Below are 16282 nucleotides of genomic sequence, written 5' to 3'. Positions count from 1 at the left end.
ATACGGGAGGTAAAAAACGATGCTGAGTACTTATGGGTCTTTCCTGCCCTTACGTGTGCTGGAGGAAATTCGGCATTGGAAGCAGCAGGAAAGTTGGCATGTGGAAGTGATTAAATCCGCTACCGAGGGACTGGAGCCTACTTATGTACGGCTGCTGGATGATTGGCGGACTGTATTCGAACAGACGGAACGCACCGCCATAGAGCTGCTTGAAGAGCAACGGAGCGCACTCGATCCGGCAGATCAGGCGTGGCATCAGGAATGGAAACAGATGTCGGCTGCTCCACAAGCACATACACACGAATTCACTGAACATTCAAAACAGTCAAGGGGATTAGACGCATCATCATCTGTAAAGATGCCATCGTCAGAGTCAGCATTAAACGCTCAGCCTGACTCACAAGAATTAAATCGTCGACTGGACGATTTGCTGCAAACCGCAAACCGTCAGTCACAGGAGTATGTACGGCAGCTCGGTCTGCTAAGCGAGCACAGTCATGCATTGCGTCAGCAGCCAAAAGCCGCCGGAGTTGTATTACACGCGGCACATGAAAGCCAATATTTCCTGATCTCGACAACCCCCTTTCAAGAACCTGGCTCCATCGCAAGGGCTGCTAGGTTGTATCATGTAGCTACAGAGGGTGAGAATTACTCAGAGGAAGCGTTTCGAGAACGGCAGGCAGGCATAAGGGGAGAAGGCACATGGGCGACTAAAGGCGTCAAGTCCAGCCAGGCGCAACCTTCAGCAACGGAAAAAACCTCAATCGGCCGGCCTGTTCCTATTGGGGGACATCGGTTACCGCCGCTTCCTTACCCTTATAATGCACTTGAACCGTACATTGATGAAAAAACGATGCGTATTCACCATGACAAGCATCATTTAAGCTATGTGAATGACCTGAATAAAGCGGAAAAGAAGCTGGAGGAAGCCCGAAAAACAGGTGATTTTGACCTCGTAAAACATTGGGAACGGGAACTGGCATTCAACGGCGCAGGCCATTACCTGCATACTCTTTTTTGGACGATCATGAGTCCTCAAGGTGGTGGAAACCCAAGCGGACCGCTGGCTGAACAGATTAAAAAAGATTTTGGCAGCTACGATGCATTCAAAAAACAATTCAGTTCGGCAGCCGAAAAGGTCGAGGGTGGCGGCTGGGCGATCCTGGTATGGAGTCCGCGCGCGGGACGGCTTGAAATTTTGCAGGCCGAAAAGCACCAGAATCTGACTCAATGGGAGTCCATTCCGCTGCTGGCGATAGATGTATGGGAACATGCATATTACTTAAAGCATCAGGCCGAACGCAACAAATATATCGAAGACTGGTGGCATGTCGTTAACTGGCCTGAAGTGGAAGCACGCTACGATCAAGCCTCCAAGCTGAGATGGCAACCCTTCTAAGCTTCTAAACTAAAGACAAACTACACCTGCAAATCGTATCGCTCTCTGAGCGCTGCCATTTGTTCGGTCAATCCTTCCGGGTGTACCAGCCAGCCATCGGTAGGTAAAATGGCTGCCCGGCTCTCAACGACACGGCGCAGAGATGCCGTGTACGCCTCAACAGACGGCACGCCAGCCAGCTCTGCCAGGCTACCCATCGTTGCTGGATTCACCCGGGGGTAATCCTGCTGCTGCACGCCCGCCGGCGTATCTCCGGCTGCCTCTGTATAAAACTGCTGCACCGCCTGTGCACGCTCTGCACCACTGCCCTCAATCATCACGAAGGCTGTGATGATATACGCCTTGGCTTGGCGCCGCTGTGCAATGCCGCAAAACTTGTGGCCCCGGACGCTGACATCGTAATCCCCGGGACAGAAGGACCCGGGGATTTCTCCGGTCTGCGCCTCGCCAGACCACGGAACCAGCGCATCGGCAATTAGCGCTGCCATGAGCCGGAAATCCTCATGCAGGCTGATGGCCCGCTGTGGATTCGGCAGGATCAAGGACAGGTTCAGCACCCCCCTGTCCAGCATGACAGCTGCTCCACCCGAGGGGCGTACGCATACCGAGGTTCCCGTGCTGCGCACTCGCTCCATCGCCTGTGGGGCGTAGGGAAGCCTGCGGTCCCGGTGACCGATCACAAGCGCTGACGGATGCCGCCATAGATGCAAAATGGGTGTAGCTCCTTTCCCTACTTGCCGACAGGCCAGCTCCTCCCAAGCCAGCGGAGACAAAACGTCCTCCTGAGTGGCCGCGAGTGGCGCTTCAAACCACTGCAACTCAGGCAAAGCTGTTGTTTTTTCTGTTGATCTATGTACATTCTCCATACGTTATCCCCTATCTGTAAAAATAACTGTTATCCATAGGCTAATTATTTTAAGGCGGCTATCCCGTCGTCTCTATTTCTGATGTTAACAAAAAAAGGTGGCTACGCCTATGCGTAAACCACCCTTTTTTTGTTCATCACATAAACGTCTTGCGATGTTCGATCAATCCTTGAGCAGCGACAGAAATTCTGCGCGCTGCGCTGCATCATCACGAAACGTACCGCGTACCGCAGACGTTACTGTTTTGCTACCAGGCTTTTTGACACCTCTTGCACACATGCACAGGTGCTCGCCTTCCACGACCACCATAACCCCGTGAGCGGAGACTGCTTCATTTAAAATATCAGCGATCTGTGATGTAATACGCTCCTGTACCTGCAATCGGCGGGTCACTGCCTCTACCAGACGTGCAAGCTTGCTCAATCCTACAATTTTGCCGCTGGGTACATAGCCGATATGCACTTTTCCGAAGAAAGGAGCCATATGGTGCTCACACTGGCTGTAATAAACGATGTCCTTCACGATCACAAGCTCCTCGTGATTCTCGTCAAATGTCACACCCAACGCATCCCGGGGATCAACCTCATAACCCGCAAATATTTCCTCATACATGCGCGCAACGCGTGCCGGTGTTTCCAATAACCCTTCACGCTTGGGGTCCTCACCGATCAGTTGTAAAATCTGCTCCACATGGTACTCGATTTTATCCCGGTTATCCGCAGCTTTGCGGTTAATATAATCTTTTACGCCAGCCACAGTAATCCTCCTCTATGCAGCAACCTCATGCGGCATCCGTGCTCACGTTGCTCATTATTTCCGACGGCCCTGATTTTTACGCGGACCAGGCTGATTTTTGGAGAACTGTTGGTTCTTCATCATCTGCTGGGCTTTTTGCATTTGTTTCCCATTCAGGTTGTAACCCATCTGTTTGGCCATTTTTTGCAGCGTTTCAGGGTCGTTTTGCATCTTTTCAAGCTGTTTACGAAGATAATAAGCACCGATGAAAAATCCCCCAACCAAACCAGCAATCAGGGTAATAATCGGAATGACAATATTCCACACCACGAAGTCGTCACCTCTGTATATTTATATGAAACATCTTGAATTGCACGAACCTATCATAGCAAAACATGGGACAGCTAGCAAATCACTTTTTGCAAACATATGTCCTTATTGTTTCTCCAAATCCAGCAGCTTCGTCTTGACTGGCAAGCCTCCAGCATAACCGACCAAACTTCCGTTTTCACCCGATACCCGATGACATGGAAACAGGATGGGTAACGGATTTTTGTTATTGGCTTCCCCAACAGCACGTACCGCCTTGGCTCGGCCGATCGATTCCGCAATATCTTTGTAGGACACACTTTGCCCGTACGGAATATTTTGCAGTGCACGCCATACCTGTTCTTGAAAAGGAGTCCCTCTCAAATCATAGGCTATACTAAATTCCCGTCGTTCTCCCGCAAAATATTCACGCAGTTGATCTGCGGCTTCGCGCAGTTTGTCAGGTTCCTGCACATAGACATATTCCCCAATCCATGTCCGGGCCCATTGCTGAAGCAGTGCTTCCCTTGCATGAAAAACGCCATAGTCTATTCGGCACAGCCCCCGATCTGTAGCGCACAGCGTCAAAGTGCCCACAGGTGTCTCCATTTCATCATAATAAATCGTAGTTGGACCCTGCGAGTTCTCGGCCGTTACTTTTGATTTTGATAATTCAGAATCCTTTTGCTGTTCTGCCTGCTTTTGTTCCTCCAGTTTGGAATGCGCTTGTGCGATCATTTCGCGTACTTGCTCATGTTGTTCCTTCTCTGATGCTTGCTTGATCGCTGTCATAGCGTTTTCCCCTCCTATTCGACTCAAAGCCCACGCCGCCGTGCCTCTAAGCTCAGGACGCGGATCATCCAATAAAACCTCCGTTAATTTGGGCACCGCGCTGATATCCTTGAAATTGCCCAGTCCAATGACCGCATTGCGTTGAATCGGCTTCTTCCCCCGCCAAGCCGCCGCACTTTGACCGAATCGATCTTTAAATTCACGGTTGCTCAAATCCAATAACGGCAGCAGCAACGGCTTCACAATTTCAGGATCGGGTGTAAGCTCGGGATGGTGATCCCAGTTGAGACCCCGATTTTTGGGGCATACCATTTGGCAGGTATCACATCCGTACAGCCGATTCCCTATCTTCCGCATAAACTCCTCATCCAGAAAGCCCTTGGTTTGCGTCAAAAAGGACACACACCGCTGGGCATTCAGCTGTCCAGGACCCACAAGCGCGCCCGTAGGACAGGCATCCAAACATTTGGTACACTCGCCGCAACCATCCGTTACCGGTTCATCTGGCTCGAAAGGAATGTTCGTCAACAGCTCACCTAGATAAATCCATGATCCCAGCGTCGGTGAAATCATCATCGTATTTTTGCCGCTAAAACCAATCCCTGCGCGTTCCGCAACGGCTCGATCCGACAGTTCTCCGGTATCCACCATGTTTTTCAATATGGCATCAGGCACCCGCTCACTTATAAAAGCCTCAAGCTTTTCCATCGCTTCGCGCAGTACCAGATGATAATCTTTCCCCCAGGCTGAACGCGCCAAAATACCACGGTACTTCCCCTTGTCCGACTTCGGCGGGTCCTTCATTTTGGAAGGATACGCCACCGCAATGGCAATCAAAGATGCTGGCTGTGAGCCATACAGCTCCGGGTAGATCCGCTTATCAATATCCGGCTCCTCAAAACCAGATTCATAGCCTTTAGCCCGATGCTCTTCCAATATAGCTTTCAGAGACAGAAAGGGGTCGGCGGATGCGAACCCGATGGAGTCGATACCCAGCCCTGGAGCCGCCTCAATAATTTCCTGCTTGAGCGAAGCCCAAGTCGAAGCGGTTCCGGCAGCCGCCCGAGTCAGTCCGCGTTGCATCCGATACTCACCTCTCTTCCACTTTTTTATAATTACTGATATGAGGATTTTGCAAAATCCTCATATCTCAAATTTCAACAGAAAATAGCAGCAGATGCTACCGTAAATTTTTAACAGCACTGGTCGCTAGAAAATCACAGCGATTATTCAGTTCGTTGTCACTGTGCCCCTTAACCTTCACATATTCAACCTCATGCTTACCCATCAGTTCCCACAGTTCTTCCCATAGTTCCTTGTTCTCCACCGGCTGATTTTTACTGTTGCGCCAGCCATTACGAAGCCAATTCTTAATCCAGCCCTGTTTGAAGCAATTGACGACATAGGCAGAGTCACTGTGTACTTTCACATGGCAAGGCTCCTTGAGCAGCTTCAGTGCTTCAATCACGGACTTGATCTCCATACGGTTGTTTGTCGTCATTTTCTCGGCACCTGACAGCTCCTTACGATGCTCCCCATACAGCAAAACGATTCCCCAGCCCCCAGGACCCGGATTTCCCGAACAAGCACCGTCGGTATATACCATCACTTCTTTCATCATCCTCTTCCTTTCCTCATCGGTAACCGCCTGCTCCGTCATGGTCCTGATCGGTTCGGACGTGTTCCGCATTAATTTCAAACTATAGTTGCTCTATAGCCATTTCCACTCAGATATCGGCCAAAATATAAATTCTGCACGTCCCAGTAAATCTTGAGATTTAATGCTGCCAAAATAGCGGCTATCCTTGCTTGCTGCAGTATGGCGATTATCTCCCATGACAAAAAAGTGCTCCGGCTCCACCGTAAAAGGACCATAATCACCATCCTCCACGTCCGAGTTGGTGTAAGGTTCATTTAGCAGCTTACCGTTCACATACAAATGATTATGCTCAACCCGGATTACATCTCCCGGAATACCTATGACTCTTTTCACTAAAAATCTTGGGCTCGACAGTTTGGAATCGGGATCTTTTAAAATCACAATGTCCCCCCTGCCCGGATCATGAAAATTATAAACCAGCTTGTTAACGAACAAATGCTGGCTTTCCATTAGCGTCGGCTGCATCGAATGTCCTCTGACCGTGGACAAATTAAATACGAACAGGTTCAGAAGCAGCAAGACGACCATGCCGATCAGCAGGGTGACTAACCAATCGCGTATGTAACCAGAGCGACCTGATGGTTTGGACGTTTCCGGCGAGGGAAGCGGGCCTGACGAAGGAGCCAAAGCGTCCATTATTAAACCTCCTCAACCCTGTTATAAATAGAAAAGCATATCCCGTACCCGATTGCAACGGTTACTCAGATATGCTCTAAATGTAAATATTATACTTAATGTTATTCAATTCTCTTTATTTCGATTCCCGATTAATGAGGCGCCAAAATACTCAGCTTCTGAAAAGCCTGTAAAATCTGGCTTGCTCCATAGCCCATCGCTTCGTACAAAGGCATGGCCGCACTGTTATGCTTGTCCCCTGCTACCCAAATACGGCTAACCTTACGTTGCTGAAAACGCTGCTCCATGGACTCCACAAGCGATTTGCCGATTCCCATCCGACGACGATCCGGGTGAATAGCGATACGATAGTAACAACCATCATTCTGATCGATCGTGCCGATCAAAGCACCAACGATCTCACCCTCTTCTTCTGCAACGATGATCAAACCGGAATCCCACGAAAGCTGACGGGCAAACGCACTCACCGTCTCTTTGTAGCACTCCTCTGACAAGGCAATTTGCATGAGTTCCGTTACTGAGTTCACATCACTTAATTGAAAGGAACGAACGTGCATAAGTAATATCTCCCTTTTCGTAAGCATAATAAAAAAATTGAGACAGCACCGTCATTTTTACATAAATCCTTAAATTTCTTATCATGGTGTTAATCACAAGGCATTATGATAAAAATGCATACGATCTGCTATATATGAAATGAAGAACAGGAAAAGGGTGTACGCCCTCAAGTTCGTCATGTCATAGACATGACAGATTATAGCAGACGACAAAAAAGCCGAAATTTCTGCTTCCTTGACCATTAAACCATACTTTTTGATGGAATACATCCCTTTTTCTCATGTAAGCGCTGTATATAAAGCGTTTACATTTTAAAGTTCACAATTTACCTCTTATTACCTATGTATTGTGTATTCCAATCGGGTTTTTGGACATGCTAGCTACCAGGCCGTATTGCCCAGTTTGCTATTTTACAAACAAAAATGTTGATAAAATAGGCTGAATGCGGTTTAATATAACTATCGAGGGTATTATTACATAGGAACACTTACCCAACCATATAACCAGGAGGGATTTTACTATGGCATTTCAATTACCAGAACTTCCTTACGCAAAAGACGCACTGGAACCGCACATTGATGCACTGACAGTAGAAATTCACCATGATCGTCACCATAACACATATGTAACGAACTTAAACGCAGCTCTGGAGAGCGCTCCTGAACTGCAAAGCAAAAGTCTGGAAGATCTAATCTCCAATCTGGACAGCGTTCCTGAAAGCATCCGCACTGCGGTTCGCAATAACGGTGGTGGACACCACAACCACAGCCTGTTCTGGGAAGTTATCGGCCCTAACGGCGGCGGACAACCGACAGGTGCTATTGCTGAAGCAATCAGCAACGAGCTGGGCGGCTACGACAAATTTAAAGAAGACTTCACTAAAGCAGCTACAACACGTTTTGGTAGCGGCTGGGCTTGGTTGGTTGTTGGCAAAGACGGCAAACTGGCGATCACTAGCACTCCAAACCAGGATAGCCCGCTGTCCGAAGGTCTGACTCCGGTACTTGGACTGGACGTTTGGGAGCATGCTTACTACCTGAAATATCAAAACAAACGCCCAGACTACATTGCAGCATTCTACAATGTAATCAACTGGGATGAAGTAAACAAACGTTACGCGGCTGCAAAGAAATAAGCCAGTAACAACATCTCTATCCTAATAGTTAAGGGCTGTCTCAAAAGTAGATTTTCTACGAATGAGACAGCCCTTTTGGCATTCCATAGTAAACTGGTGGAGATGATTCTTAAATATAGTCCCTGGAGGTTGATGGATGCAGACTTTTTTTCGTTACAACTGGATGATTCGGGAACAATGGTACCGCTGGTGTCAAGAGGTGACGCAGGAGGAATTACTGAAACAACGCGTCGGCGGAGTCGGCGGCATTCTAAAGACACTCTTTCATATCGTTGATGTGGAGTGGAGCTGGATTCAAACGATTCAGGGCAAACCCGACTTTCAGGAAGACTTCTCTCTGTATGATACGCTCGACAAAGTCCGTGAGCTGGATGCAAAGTTTCGACTCGATGTCGAGCCGTTCGTGCTCGCCTGGCATGATGGTCTGGAACGGAAAAGGTTTGAAGATCACCTCCCGGACGGCAGAATTGTAATTGATGCCTGGGGCGAGGTGATGCGCCATGTCATTGCCCACCAAATCCACCATATTGGGCAGTTGTCCATATGGTCTCGGGAGCTCGGCAAGCCTCCGGTTTCGGCCAATGTAATCGGCAAAGGGCTGATTGAAAGCGATGGTGGAATCGATTAGCTTTAACGAACATACAAGTATATTCATGTGACTCAGAGCCGTCCCCTGTCATTTTTAACGACTAAGGACGGCTCTTTTACTTTTTCATCTATACTCTCTTGTCTATTCCACGAATATTCTCTTTTTTTAACCGTTTTCATAAAATCTTGATTGTAACTGATTAAGTTTTTTCAACCTAATCAATATTCTCTTGGTTCAGACTGTTGACCCCTTGCTCTTGAAAGCACCGTAAGCCAATGTAAATAATGCTCCACATAACAGGGCAATAAGATGAGCGATAAGATAATTCATATGACCATGGTTCTCTGACGCTGCAATTGCAAAGCCAGGAAGAGCCGTGGTTCCGAATCCTATGGCTGTCAGCTTGCTTAAATATACATATGCTCCCGCAATCATTCCTCCAAGGCATCCAGCAACCAAGGGGAACTTATACTTTAAAGTGACCCCGAAGATCGCTGGTTCCGAGATTCCAAAAAGTACAGACCCGAATGCAGAGTAACCCATTTCTTTAACCTTGGTGTCTTTGCGATTCAAAAGAATATACCCCAAAACGGCGCCCCCTTGAGCCATCAAAGCTACTGATGCCAACGGGTTGATAAAATTTCTGCCTGTATCGGTTAACAGCTGCGCTTCTACCGCACCCATAACATGATGTAAGCCTGTAATAACAATGATCTGCTGAATGCCTGCAAAAAACATAAAACCGAATATTCCTAGGTTTTGCGTCATCCAAAGCAGCGAAACAGTCACCAGACTAGCTAACTCTCGCCCAAGAGGGCCGATAATGGTAAACAATAGCAGGGAAGAAACAAAGACCGTCAGCAACGGTGCCAAAAATAGTTTAATCATGTCCGGAACCTTTTTGTTAAAAAACTGATCCAACTTGGCTACCACATATCCCATCATTAGAGCAATAATAATACCACCCTGAAATCCAACCAACTGTACGGGAAGGCCGAAAAGACTGATCGATTCCGGGTTTTGACTCCCTTTAGCTACCTCAAAGGCATCCGCCAGGGCTGGATGAAGCATAATTGCACCCAGCACAAGCCCCAGAATCGGACGACCGCCATATCTCTTGGTTGCAGAATAAACAACAAGTAGCGGCAGGATGGTGAAAATACCCGTAGAAACGATTTGAACGAAGCGATTGATCCCTTGAAAAATTGGATACATCTCCACAATCGATTTAGGACCGAATAACCCCTTCTGACCTAATAGTCCGGTTATCCCCATTAACAATGCGGCGGCAAGAATTCCCGGCATGATCTCAATGAAGACATCTGACAGCGATTTAATGGCTTTTTGAAAAGGATTTTGCCTTTGTGCGGACTTCGTTTTGACATCACTTAATGACATATCTTCCGTTCCGGTCAGTTTGGAAAATACGGCATAGATATTATTGACCAACCCTGCTCCAAAAATGATCTGTAGTTGATCCCCCGCTATGAAAACGCCTTTAACCAGATCAATATCTTCAATCTTTTTTAATTCCGCTTTTTCATTGTCCTCAAGTACAATTCTTAATCTTGTGGCACAATGGGCCACACCGATAATGTTGTCTTCACCACCGATATATTTTAAAATTTCTTGAGAAATTTGCTTATACTGCTTTTCTTTTGCTTCCATCTAGTAAAACCCCCTCTAGCTGAATCAGATGTCTTCTTTAACAAATCTCCAGAACATGCCTAAAAAGTCCTGCTTTACCCTGGCAAGCGTTATGCCGACATGCATTAATTCATCACCGCCGAACAGCTCACCGGTTTCTACATTTCTATAAACGTAGTCTGGATTCAAACCTTTGAATTTTAACGTTTTAATCGCGGCTGCGGGTTGGGATAAAACCTTGAAATAGCTGGCCGCCATTTCCGTTTGATCTTCCGACACAAAGTTCCATGCGGCTTCATTTTCATCAAACGGATTAATTATTCTGTAAAACTTCCCAAATTGAATGAGCGATCTAATTTCTTTATATAGAGCTATCTGTTTTTTTACTATTTCTTTTTCCTCAACGGTTAATGTCGTCAGATCCAGCTCATATCCAAAATTACCGGCCATGGCGACATAACCTCTTGTCTCCAAGGGAGTTATTCTACCCACTTGATGGTTGGGTACCGTGGAGACGTGTGCCCCCATAGTAATCGGAGGGTAGACAAGACTTGTTCCCCATTGAATCTTCAGTCGGCAAATGGCATCCGTATTGTCACTCGTCCAGGTCTGAGGCATGTAATAGAGCATGCCGGCATCAAAACGGCCTCCTCCACTAGAACAGCTCTCAAATAAGACATGGGGAAACTTTGATGTAAGCTCTTCCATAATATTATAGAGTCCCAGGATATAACGATGCGAAGTCTCCCTTTGTCTCTCAGGTGGCAAGGCTGCCGAACCCACATCCGTCATGTGACGATTCATGTCCCATTTTACATAAGTAATCGGAACGTCCGATAAAATATCGGAAACCGACTTAATAATGTACTCACACACTTCCTTCCTTGATAAATCCAACATCAGCTGATTTCTTCCCAACGTATACGGACGATCGGGGACATGGATACACCAATCGGGATGCTTTCTGTATAAATCGCTGTCTATGGATACCATTTCAGGTTCAAACCACAAACCAAACTCCAGACCCAGATTTCGTATGCGGTTTGCAAGATCCGGCAATCCATCTGGAAGTTTGCGACGATCCACCACCCAATCGCCTAATGAAGTATTGTCATCATCCCGTTTTCCAAACCACCCATCATCCAATACAAACAGCTCCACTCCTACACTTTGAGCTTCCTTCGCCAACTGCTCAATCTTGTCAGCATCAAAGTTAAAGTAAGTGGCTTCCCAGTTATTAATCAGGATCGGCCGCTCTTTGTCACGAAAAGGCCCACGACATAATCTGTTCCTGTATAATTCATGATAAATTCTCGACATGCCGCCCAAGCCATTTTCGCTGTATACCATGACCACTTCAGGCGTTTGGAACGATTCCTCCGGTTCAAGCAGCCATGTAAAATCAAAAGGATTAATCCCCATGGTGACTCTTGTGTTCCGATAGGAATCTACCTGAGTCTGGGCCGTAAAGTTCCCGCTGTACACCAGATTAAAGGCGTACACTTCACCCTGTTCTTCATCTGTCCCTTCTCTTACAAGTGCCATAAAGGGTGCCTGTTGAGGGCTACTAGCTCCACGGCAGCTGTCTACCATTTGAATTCCGGGTAAAATTTTTCGCCTTGCTATATTTTTTTCATTATTATGCGCACCGTACAAGGTAATTAGTTCGTATTCATCATCACGAAAATCCACACTAGCACTTAACGCTCTAAGCAGTTTTAGCTGCTGCCGACCTTCATTATCGAAACGGACTGAACGAGTAATGACATCCCGCTTTTGATATAGGCTATAGGATAGTACAATCTTTACATCAATTAATGGGTCTTCAAGGACGATTTCCAGGGTTTCTACTTCGCCATCATCCTCTGCATAAGTAGAAGGAAGCCCTTTCAATTTTGGTTTGCCTTGGTAAACCCGATGTTCTTTATACCGAAAATCTGTCACGGTAGAACCATTCTCCAATTGAAGCTGATACGCAGGAATTCTGAAATCACTATTTCCAAATGACGGGTATTCTTGTGGGATGGTATCCAGTGAAAAGGCTCGATCCTCGCCATCCGGATTGGGTGAAAATCCTCTATCCATAAAGATGATTTTATTGCTTCCCCGATAGTTCCGAATTTTCTTTCCCCAATATAGATGGGCTAAATAACCATCTCGTATAACCTGCATGACATAACTCGTATTGCTGCCTTGTAAATGGAATAAAAGCTTCTCTTTATCGATGTGTATAGCCATAGCAACCCCCTTATAGAGCCAATAGTACGATTTCCAAAAACTATAAATTATGTTGTTTACTTATTGTTTACATCCTAATAATAATTGAATTATTTCAATAATTATATGGAATAATGTAGACTCTATATGAAACGGTGTGATAATATGCAGAGATGAATTAAGGGGTGAAAACAAATGAGTTCACACTTTTCCAATCATTCCTATAACAACCTGGATCTCAATTTATACACATGTGGCAAAGAAAGCTGTACCAGCAAACACTCTTATGGTCCAGCCATTCGAAGCGGGTATATGGTGCATTATATTTTAAAAGGAAAAGGGATCTTTAAAGTCAACGATAAAATCTATCATTTGGAGAAAAACGATGCTTTTTTTATTGAGCCGAAGGTTTTAATTTACTACGAAGCAGATGAAGTCGACCCATGGGAATATATCTGGATTGGTTTTAATGGGGTGCAAGCAAAAGAATATCTAAGCCGGACCTGTATCAATAGGGACAATCCCATTTTCTGGTTTGAAGCGGAGGGCAGCCTTGCCCGCTGTATGGAAAGCATCGTCGTTTCTTCTACACTGAAATCCAACAAAGACCTGCTGCTTGCATCCAAGCTGTACGAATTTCTGTATCTGATGTTTGAACATTACCCTAATCAGGAAGTCAACCCTGAGGTAAGACAGCAGCGGTATATTAAAGAAGCGCTTCTCTTCATTCAGCAAAACTATTCACACTTCATTACCGTAAGTGACATTGCCAAGTACATTTCAATTGACCGTTCGTATTTGCATCGTTTATTTAAACAGCAACTAAATAAGTCACCGCAGGAATTTTTATTGCATTTGAGGATCGAAAAATCGTGCTCCCTATTAAGAAATACTTCCCTTAAAATCGGGGATATTGCTCGGTCTGTAGGGTATAAGGATGTACTCCTATTCTCCAAAATGTTCAAAACGGTCAACAAGGTGACTCCATCCGAATACCGAAAAAATCCCCAAAAATAACACGCTTCGTTCGCAACTAAATTAGGCATATTCATTCCAAAAACAGAAAAATAGCGGCAGCATGGATCAACCTCATGTCCATACTGCCGCTATTGTCAAAGAAAATAAAGTTCTAGACTGAAAAATAAAGTATTAGACTGATATTGTTTTTCGCTCTACATCCAATCCCTCAAAAATTCGCTCAAGCCCAACTGGTAATCGTATCTACTGGTAAACGGTAGGATGGATGGCCTTCTTTACTCGCTTTACCAATCGAAAGCAGCATGACCGGCTGGAAGCGCTCTTTGTTCATGTTAAAAACCTCCGCGATTCGTTCCTTGTCGTAACCCGCCATTGGATTGGTGTCATAGCCGTGGGCACGAGCTACAAGCATCAGCTGCATCGAAACAAGACCAGAGTCTAGCATGTTTATGTCGCGCAAAGCAGATGGAGTCAGGCTCGCATAATACGACCTGGTCTGCTGCAATTGCATGTCCTTGATGTCCTGCGGCATGTAGCCAAGTTCTACTGCTTTATAGAAAATCTCGTCCATATATGCAACATTGTTAGCGTCATAAAATACCGCAATGATAGCCGAAGATGTCAAAACTTGTGTCTGGTTGAAGGAGGCTAGTGGCGCAAGTTTTTCTTTTCCTTCGTCGCTGTCGATCACAAGGAAACGCCAGGGTTGCATGTTTATGGCAGATGGGGCACGGGAAGCTTCCGCTAAAATTTCGCTCATTTCCTCCCGACTGATTTTCACTTCGGGATCGTAGACTTTAACGGAACGACGTTCCAAAACAATTTTGTTGAAGTCGTTTGTTTTGTGGTAGTTTCCTGTATGGATACTCATGCAGTTTTCTCTCCTTTTTCGGTTGAGTTTGGAAATGATGTTACTCATCATTACTAGCAAGATGGTAAACTATAAAGTATACTTTATAGCAAGCGATAAAAACGGGGTGATGGTTATGAAGATAAGTGAAGTAGCAAGAAGTATTGATCTTCCGATTTCAACGATCCGTTATTATGAGCAAATAGGCATTATCACGGATGAATACGTATTAAGGGATCAAAATAATTATCGGGTATATACTTCAGACATCATTCATCATTTGAACGTTGTTAAACATTGTTTGGCAGTTGGCTTTTCGATTAGGGATATCCAATCCATGATCTCGAAAAACGGAATATCGAAGGATGAGCATGTAAAGCTGATACAAAAAAAAATTTCGGAGATTGAAGCCGTTCAACAAAAATTAGATGAATCCAAGCAAAACCTGTATGACATTCTCACGTCGGATATTACTTGCGAAAAAGGGTTTGGGAAATATTAATGTTAGGACACATATATTGAGGTCAAGCCTCTGGAAGGTCCTACTATTGGACTTATCATAAAACGACGGCAGCCAACATAGAATCGGTTGCCGTCGTTCTGCTAACGGGCAGGCGATAATACTTTGAGGAGGCGACTTTATGGTTCGAGGAGTAATTATCGATTGGTTATCTTGCGCAGGAAAAACATCAGTATTTTCTGCAGCAAAGAGATTACATAGTCAAACACACCACGCTGAAAAAACGTCTAGTAAGACTGAATGAAAATGTATACTCTTAACCTTTGTCAGCAGATGTAGTTGAGTCCAGATTTATTGAAAGTCGAAGCGAAGCGTAGAAATCGTATGTGCTAAAAAAATCATTCCACGGTAAAGGAAGCGTGTTTACAGTACTTAGAGGATCAGGAAAAATTCCGTGAGACTGCGAAACAGTCATCTATTCCCACTGTAGAGTGGGATTCTTACGCAAATCAAATACTGATGGAATTGAACTAGGAAACGATAACCCAATGAAATCACGAAAGCAGCCGATCACGTCGATCGGCTGCTTTTGTTCAATGTTTTCCGACGACGATTTGAGCTGTAGTAAAGAGAATTTTTATCGAGGAATAAAGTGTAGTACTTCAATTATAAACGAGGAACTATAGGTCAATAATAGAAGATGTTATTACTGAAAGAAACTTTGACGGGGATCATATGAGCGTAGTTTCGGCACTGTTTGTTGGCCCCATTTCCAAACGGAACTTGGTTCGTTGACTTAACTCCATGTTTGCATCCATATTGTTTCTTAGAAATTTAGAGTAAGTCACCTCCAAGCTAGACGTTCTGACATTAGGTCGCTAGCGTGGAGGGCAAAGTGGGTTACCTCTTTATCAACAGTTTTAAAATTTCAAACTGAATCACCTTGAATTAACCCCTTTATTGACGATATTCCCCTCGTTTCTAAATTCCATCCTCGACCAGATGTTCTATTGTAATGCCTGACAATTCGTTTTCCATGGTCGCTTGCACTTGAGAGTATACTCCATCTAATAAATGAGGCATTTTACTTCCCACCGGACACGTGGGATTTGTATTTTGGTGAATGATAAAAAACTCTTGATGATCTTCAACAGTAGCACGGTATACATCCAATAGTGTAATGTCATTTGCATTTTTTGCAAGCCGTATCGCTGCATTGGTTCCAAGCGTGGATGTAATAAGACCTGTTTTAGTTAGTTTTCTCATAATTCTGCGAATAACTGCCGAATTCGCGTTCACACTCATCGCAAGTAATTCCGATGTGGTTCGTCCGTTTTTATTGAATTCAAGAAAGCATAAGATATGAACGGCTACAGAGAACTGTTGGCTTCGATTTCCCATTTTTGCACGGCCCTTCTTTCTTATTCATGCTTATTTTAGTGTATTGATTT

Annotated in this window: 16 protein-coding genes; 5 read left to right on the top strand and 11 right to left on the bottom strand. The window is 45.2% G+C overall.

From position 1 onward, the window contains the following. The first annotated feature begins 19 nt into the window (after positions 1–19). Complete coding sequence (locus tag C1T21_RS02045; protein WP_103046999.1) at positions 20–1399, top strand: Fe-Mn family superoxide dismutase; 1380 nt, start codon at positions 20–22, stop codon at positions 1397–1399. Between the two features lie 20 nt (positions 1400–1419). Here C1T21_RS02045 and C1T21_RS02040 read toward each other — a convergent pair whose 3' ends face one another. The 7 genes from C1T21_RS02040 to C1T21_RS02010 all read right to left on the bottom strand — a co-directional run bounded on the left by C1T21_RS02040 (position 1420) and on the right by C1T21_RS02010 (position 6954). Further along, entirely contained in the window at positions 1420–2265 is an 846-nt protein-coding gene (locus C1T21_RS02040) for a lipoate--protein ligase family protein (protein ID WP_103046998.1), read from the bottom strand. A gap of 162 nt (positions 2266–2427) precedes the next feature. Further along, a complete protein-coding gene (gene folE / locus C1T21_RS02035) occupies positions 2428–3021 on the bottom strand; it encodes a GTP cyclohydrolase I FolE (protein ID WP_013308743.1) in 594 nt (197 codons plus the stop codon). Positions 3022–3075: 54 nt separating this feature from the next. Then, a complete protein-coding gene (locus tag C1T21_RS02030) occupies positions 3076–3330 on the bottom strand; it encodes a YneF family protein (protein WP_013308742.1) in 255 nt (84 codons plus the stop codon). 105 nt (positions 3331–3435) lie between these two features. Beyond that, the gene (gene queG / locus C1T21_RS02025; RefSeq protein WP_103046997.1) at positions 3436–5184 is read right to left on the bottom strand and encodes a tRNA epoxyqueuosine(34) reductase QueG; all 1749 of its coding nucleotides are present in this window, start codon (positions 5182–5184) and stop codon (positions 3436–3438) included. A 97-nt stretch (positions 5185–5281) separates the two neighbouring features. Further along, on the bottom strand, positions 5282–5719 hold the full coding sequence (rnhA, locus tag C1T21_RS02020) for a ribonuclease HI (RefSeq protein ID WP_023986996.1): 438 nt from the start codon (positions 5717–5719) through the stop codon (positions 5282–5284). Between the two features lie 93 nt (positions 5720–5812). Continuing rightward, positions 5813–6397, bottom strand: coding sequence for a signal peptidase I (gene lepB / locus C1T21_RS02015; RefSeq protein ID WP_103046996.1), 585 nt, complete (start codon positions 6395–6397; stop codon positions 5813–5815). Positions 6398–6528: 131 nt separating this feature from the next. Beyond that, positions 6529–6954 carry a GNAT family N-acetyltransferase gene (locus tag C1T21_RS02010; protein WP_023986994.1) on the bottom strand — a complete coding sequence of 142 codons (426 nt, stop codon included), beginning with the start codon at positions 6952–6954 and terminating at the stop codon, positions 6529–6531. A gap of 521 nt (positions 6955–7475) precedes the next feature. Here C1T21_RS02010 and C1T21_RS02005 point away from each other — a divergent pair. Together C1T21_RS02005 and C1T21_RS02000 are read left to right on the top strand one after the other, a co-directional pair. Next, positions 7476–8090, top strand: coding sequence for a superoxide dismutase (locus tag C1T21_RS02005; protein WP_023986992.1), 615 nt, complete (start codon positions 7476–7478; stop codon positions 8088–8090). 136 nt (positions 8091–8226) lie between these two features. Then, a complete protein-coding gene (locus C1T21_RS02000) occupies positions 8227–8718 on the top strand; it encodes a DinB family protein (RefSeq protein WP_103046995.1) in 492 nt (163 codons plus the stop codon). Between the two features lie 195 nt (positions 8719–8913). Here C1T21_RS02000 and C1T21_RS01995 read toward each other — a convergent pair whose 3' ends face one another. Together C1T21_RS01995 and C1T21_RS01990 are read right to left on the bottom strand one after the other, a co-directional pair. Then, positions 8914–10347 (bottom strand): PTS transporter subunit EIIC, encoded by a 1434-nt coding sequence (locus C1T21_RS01995; RefSeq protein WP_103046994.1) that lies wholly within the window; start codon positions 10345–10347, stop codon positions 8914–8916. A gap of 24 nt (positions 10348–10371) precedes the next feature. Further along, on the bottom strand, positions 10372–12564 hold the full coding sequence (locus C1T21_RS01990; protein WP_103046993.1) for an alpha-galactosidase: 2193 nt from the start codon (positions 12562–12564) through the stop codon (positions 10372–10374). 174 nt (positions 12565–12738) lie between these two features. Here C1T21_RS01990 and C1T21_RS01985 point away from each other — a divergent pair, with 174 nt between their 5' ends. Then, the gene (locus C1T21_RS01985) at positions 12739–13560 is read left to right on the top strand and encodes an AraC family transcriptional regulator (protein WP_103046992.1); all 822 of its coding nucleotides are present in this window, start codon (positions 12739–12741) and stop codon (positions 13558–13560) included. A gap of 181 nt (positions 13561–13741) precedes the next feature. Here the strand turns inward: C1T21_RS01985 and C1T21_RS01980 are convergent, their stop codons facing one another. Beyond that, on the bottom strand, positions 13742–14392 hold the full coding sequence (locus C1T21_RS01980) for a nitroreductase family protein (protein WP_025722640.1): 651 nt from the start codon (positions 14390–14392) through the stop codon (positions 13742–13744). A gap of 115 nt (positions 14393–14507) precedes the next feature. Here C1T21_RS01980 and C1T21_RS01975 point away from each other — a divergent pair, with 115 nt between their 5' ends. Then, a complete protein-coding gene (locus C1T21_RS01975; RefSeq protein ID WP_025722641.1) occupies positions 14508–14873 on the top strand; it encodes a MerR family transcriptional regulator in 366 nt (121 codons plus the stop codon). Between the two features lie 939 nt (positions 14874–15812). Here the strand turns inward: C1T21_RS01975 and C1T21_RS01970 are convergent. Continuing rightward, entirely contained in the window at positions 15813–16232 is a 420-nt protein-coding gene (locus C1T21_RS01970) for an Rrf2 family transcriptional regulator (RefSeq protein ID WP_103046991.1), read from the bottom strand. Positions 16233–16282: the final 50 nt, after the last annotated feature.

Origin of the sequence: Paenibacillus sp. F4, from assembly GCF_002894905.1 — a bacterium.
Classification (GTDB): Bacteria; Bacillota; Bacilli; order Paenibacillales; family Paenibacillaceae; genus Paenibacillus; species Paenibacillus polymyxa_B.
This window is presented reverse-complemented; position numbering and strand designations above follow the sequence as displayed.

Bases quoted from the DNA above. Each gene is read 5' to 3' on its own strand.
- C1T21_RS01985 (WP_103046992.1), top strand. From the start codon at position 12,739: ATGAGTTCACACTTTTCCAATCATTCCTATAACAACCTGGATCTCAAT.
- C1T21_RS01995 (WP_103046994.1), bottom strand. From the start codon at position 10,347: ATGGAAGCAAAAGAAAAGCAGTATAAGCAAATTTCTCAAGAAATTTTA.
- queG (WP_103046997.1), bottom strand. From the start codon at position 5,184: ATGCAACGCGGACTGACTCGGGCGGCTGCCGGAACCGCTTCGACTTGG.
- C1T21_RS01990 (WP_103046993.1), bottom strand. From the start codon at position 12,564: ATGGCTATACACATCGATAAAGAGAAGCTTTTATTCCATTTACAAGGC.
- lepB (WP_103046996.1), bottom strand. From the start codon at position 6,397: ATGGACGCTTTGGCTCCTTCGTCAGGCCCGCTTCCCTCGCCGGAAACG.
- C1T21_RS02040 (WP_103046998.1), bottom strand. From the start codon at position 2,265: ATGGAGAATGTACATAGATCAACAGAAAAAACAACAGCTTTGCCTGAG.
- C1T21_RS01970 (WP_103046991.1), bottom strand. From the start codon at position 16,232: ATGGGAAATCGAAGCCAACAGTTCTCTGTAGCCGTTCATATCTTATGC.
- C1T21_RS02005 (WP_023986992.1), top strand. From the start codon at position 7,476: ATGGCATTTCAATTACCAGAACTTCCTTACGCAAAAGACGCACTGGAA.
- rnhA (WP_023986996.1), bottom strand. From the start codon at position 5,719: ATGAAAGAAGTGATGGTATATACCGACGGTGCTTGTTCGGGAAATCCG.
- C1T21_RS01975 (WP_025722641.1), top strand. From the start codon at position 14,508: ATGAAGATAAGTGAAGTAGCAAGAAGTATTGATCTTCCGATTTCAACG.
- C1T21_RS02010 (WP_023986994.1), bottom strand. From the start codon at position 6,954: ATGCACGTTCGTTCCTTTCAATTAAGTGATGTGAACTCAGTAACGGAA.
- C1T21_RS01980 (WP_025722640.1), bottom strand. From the start codon at position 14,392: ATGAGTATCCATACAGGAAACTACCACAAAACAAACGACTTCAACAAA.
- C1T21_RS02000 (WP_103046995.1), top strand. From the start codon at position 8,227: ATGCAGACTTTTTTTCGTTACAACTGGATGATTCGGGAACAATGGTAC.
- C1T21_RS02045 (WP_103046999.1), top strand. From the start codon at position 20: ATGCTGAGTACTTATGGGTCTTTCCTGCCCTTACGTGTGCTGGAGGAA.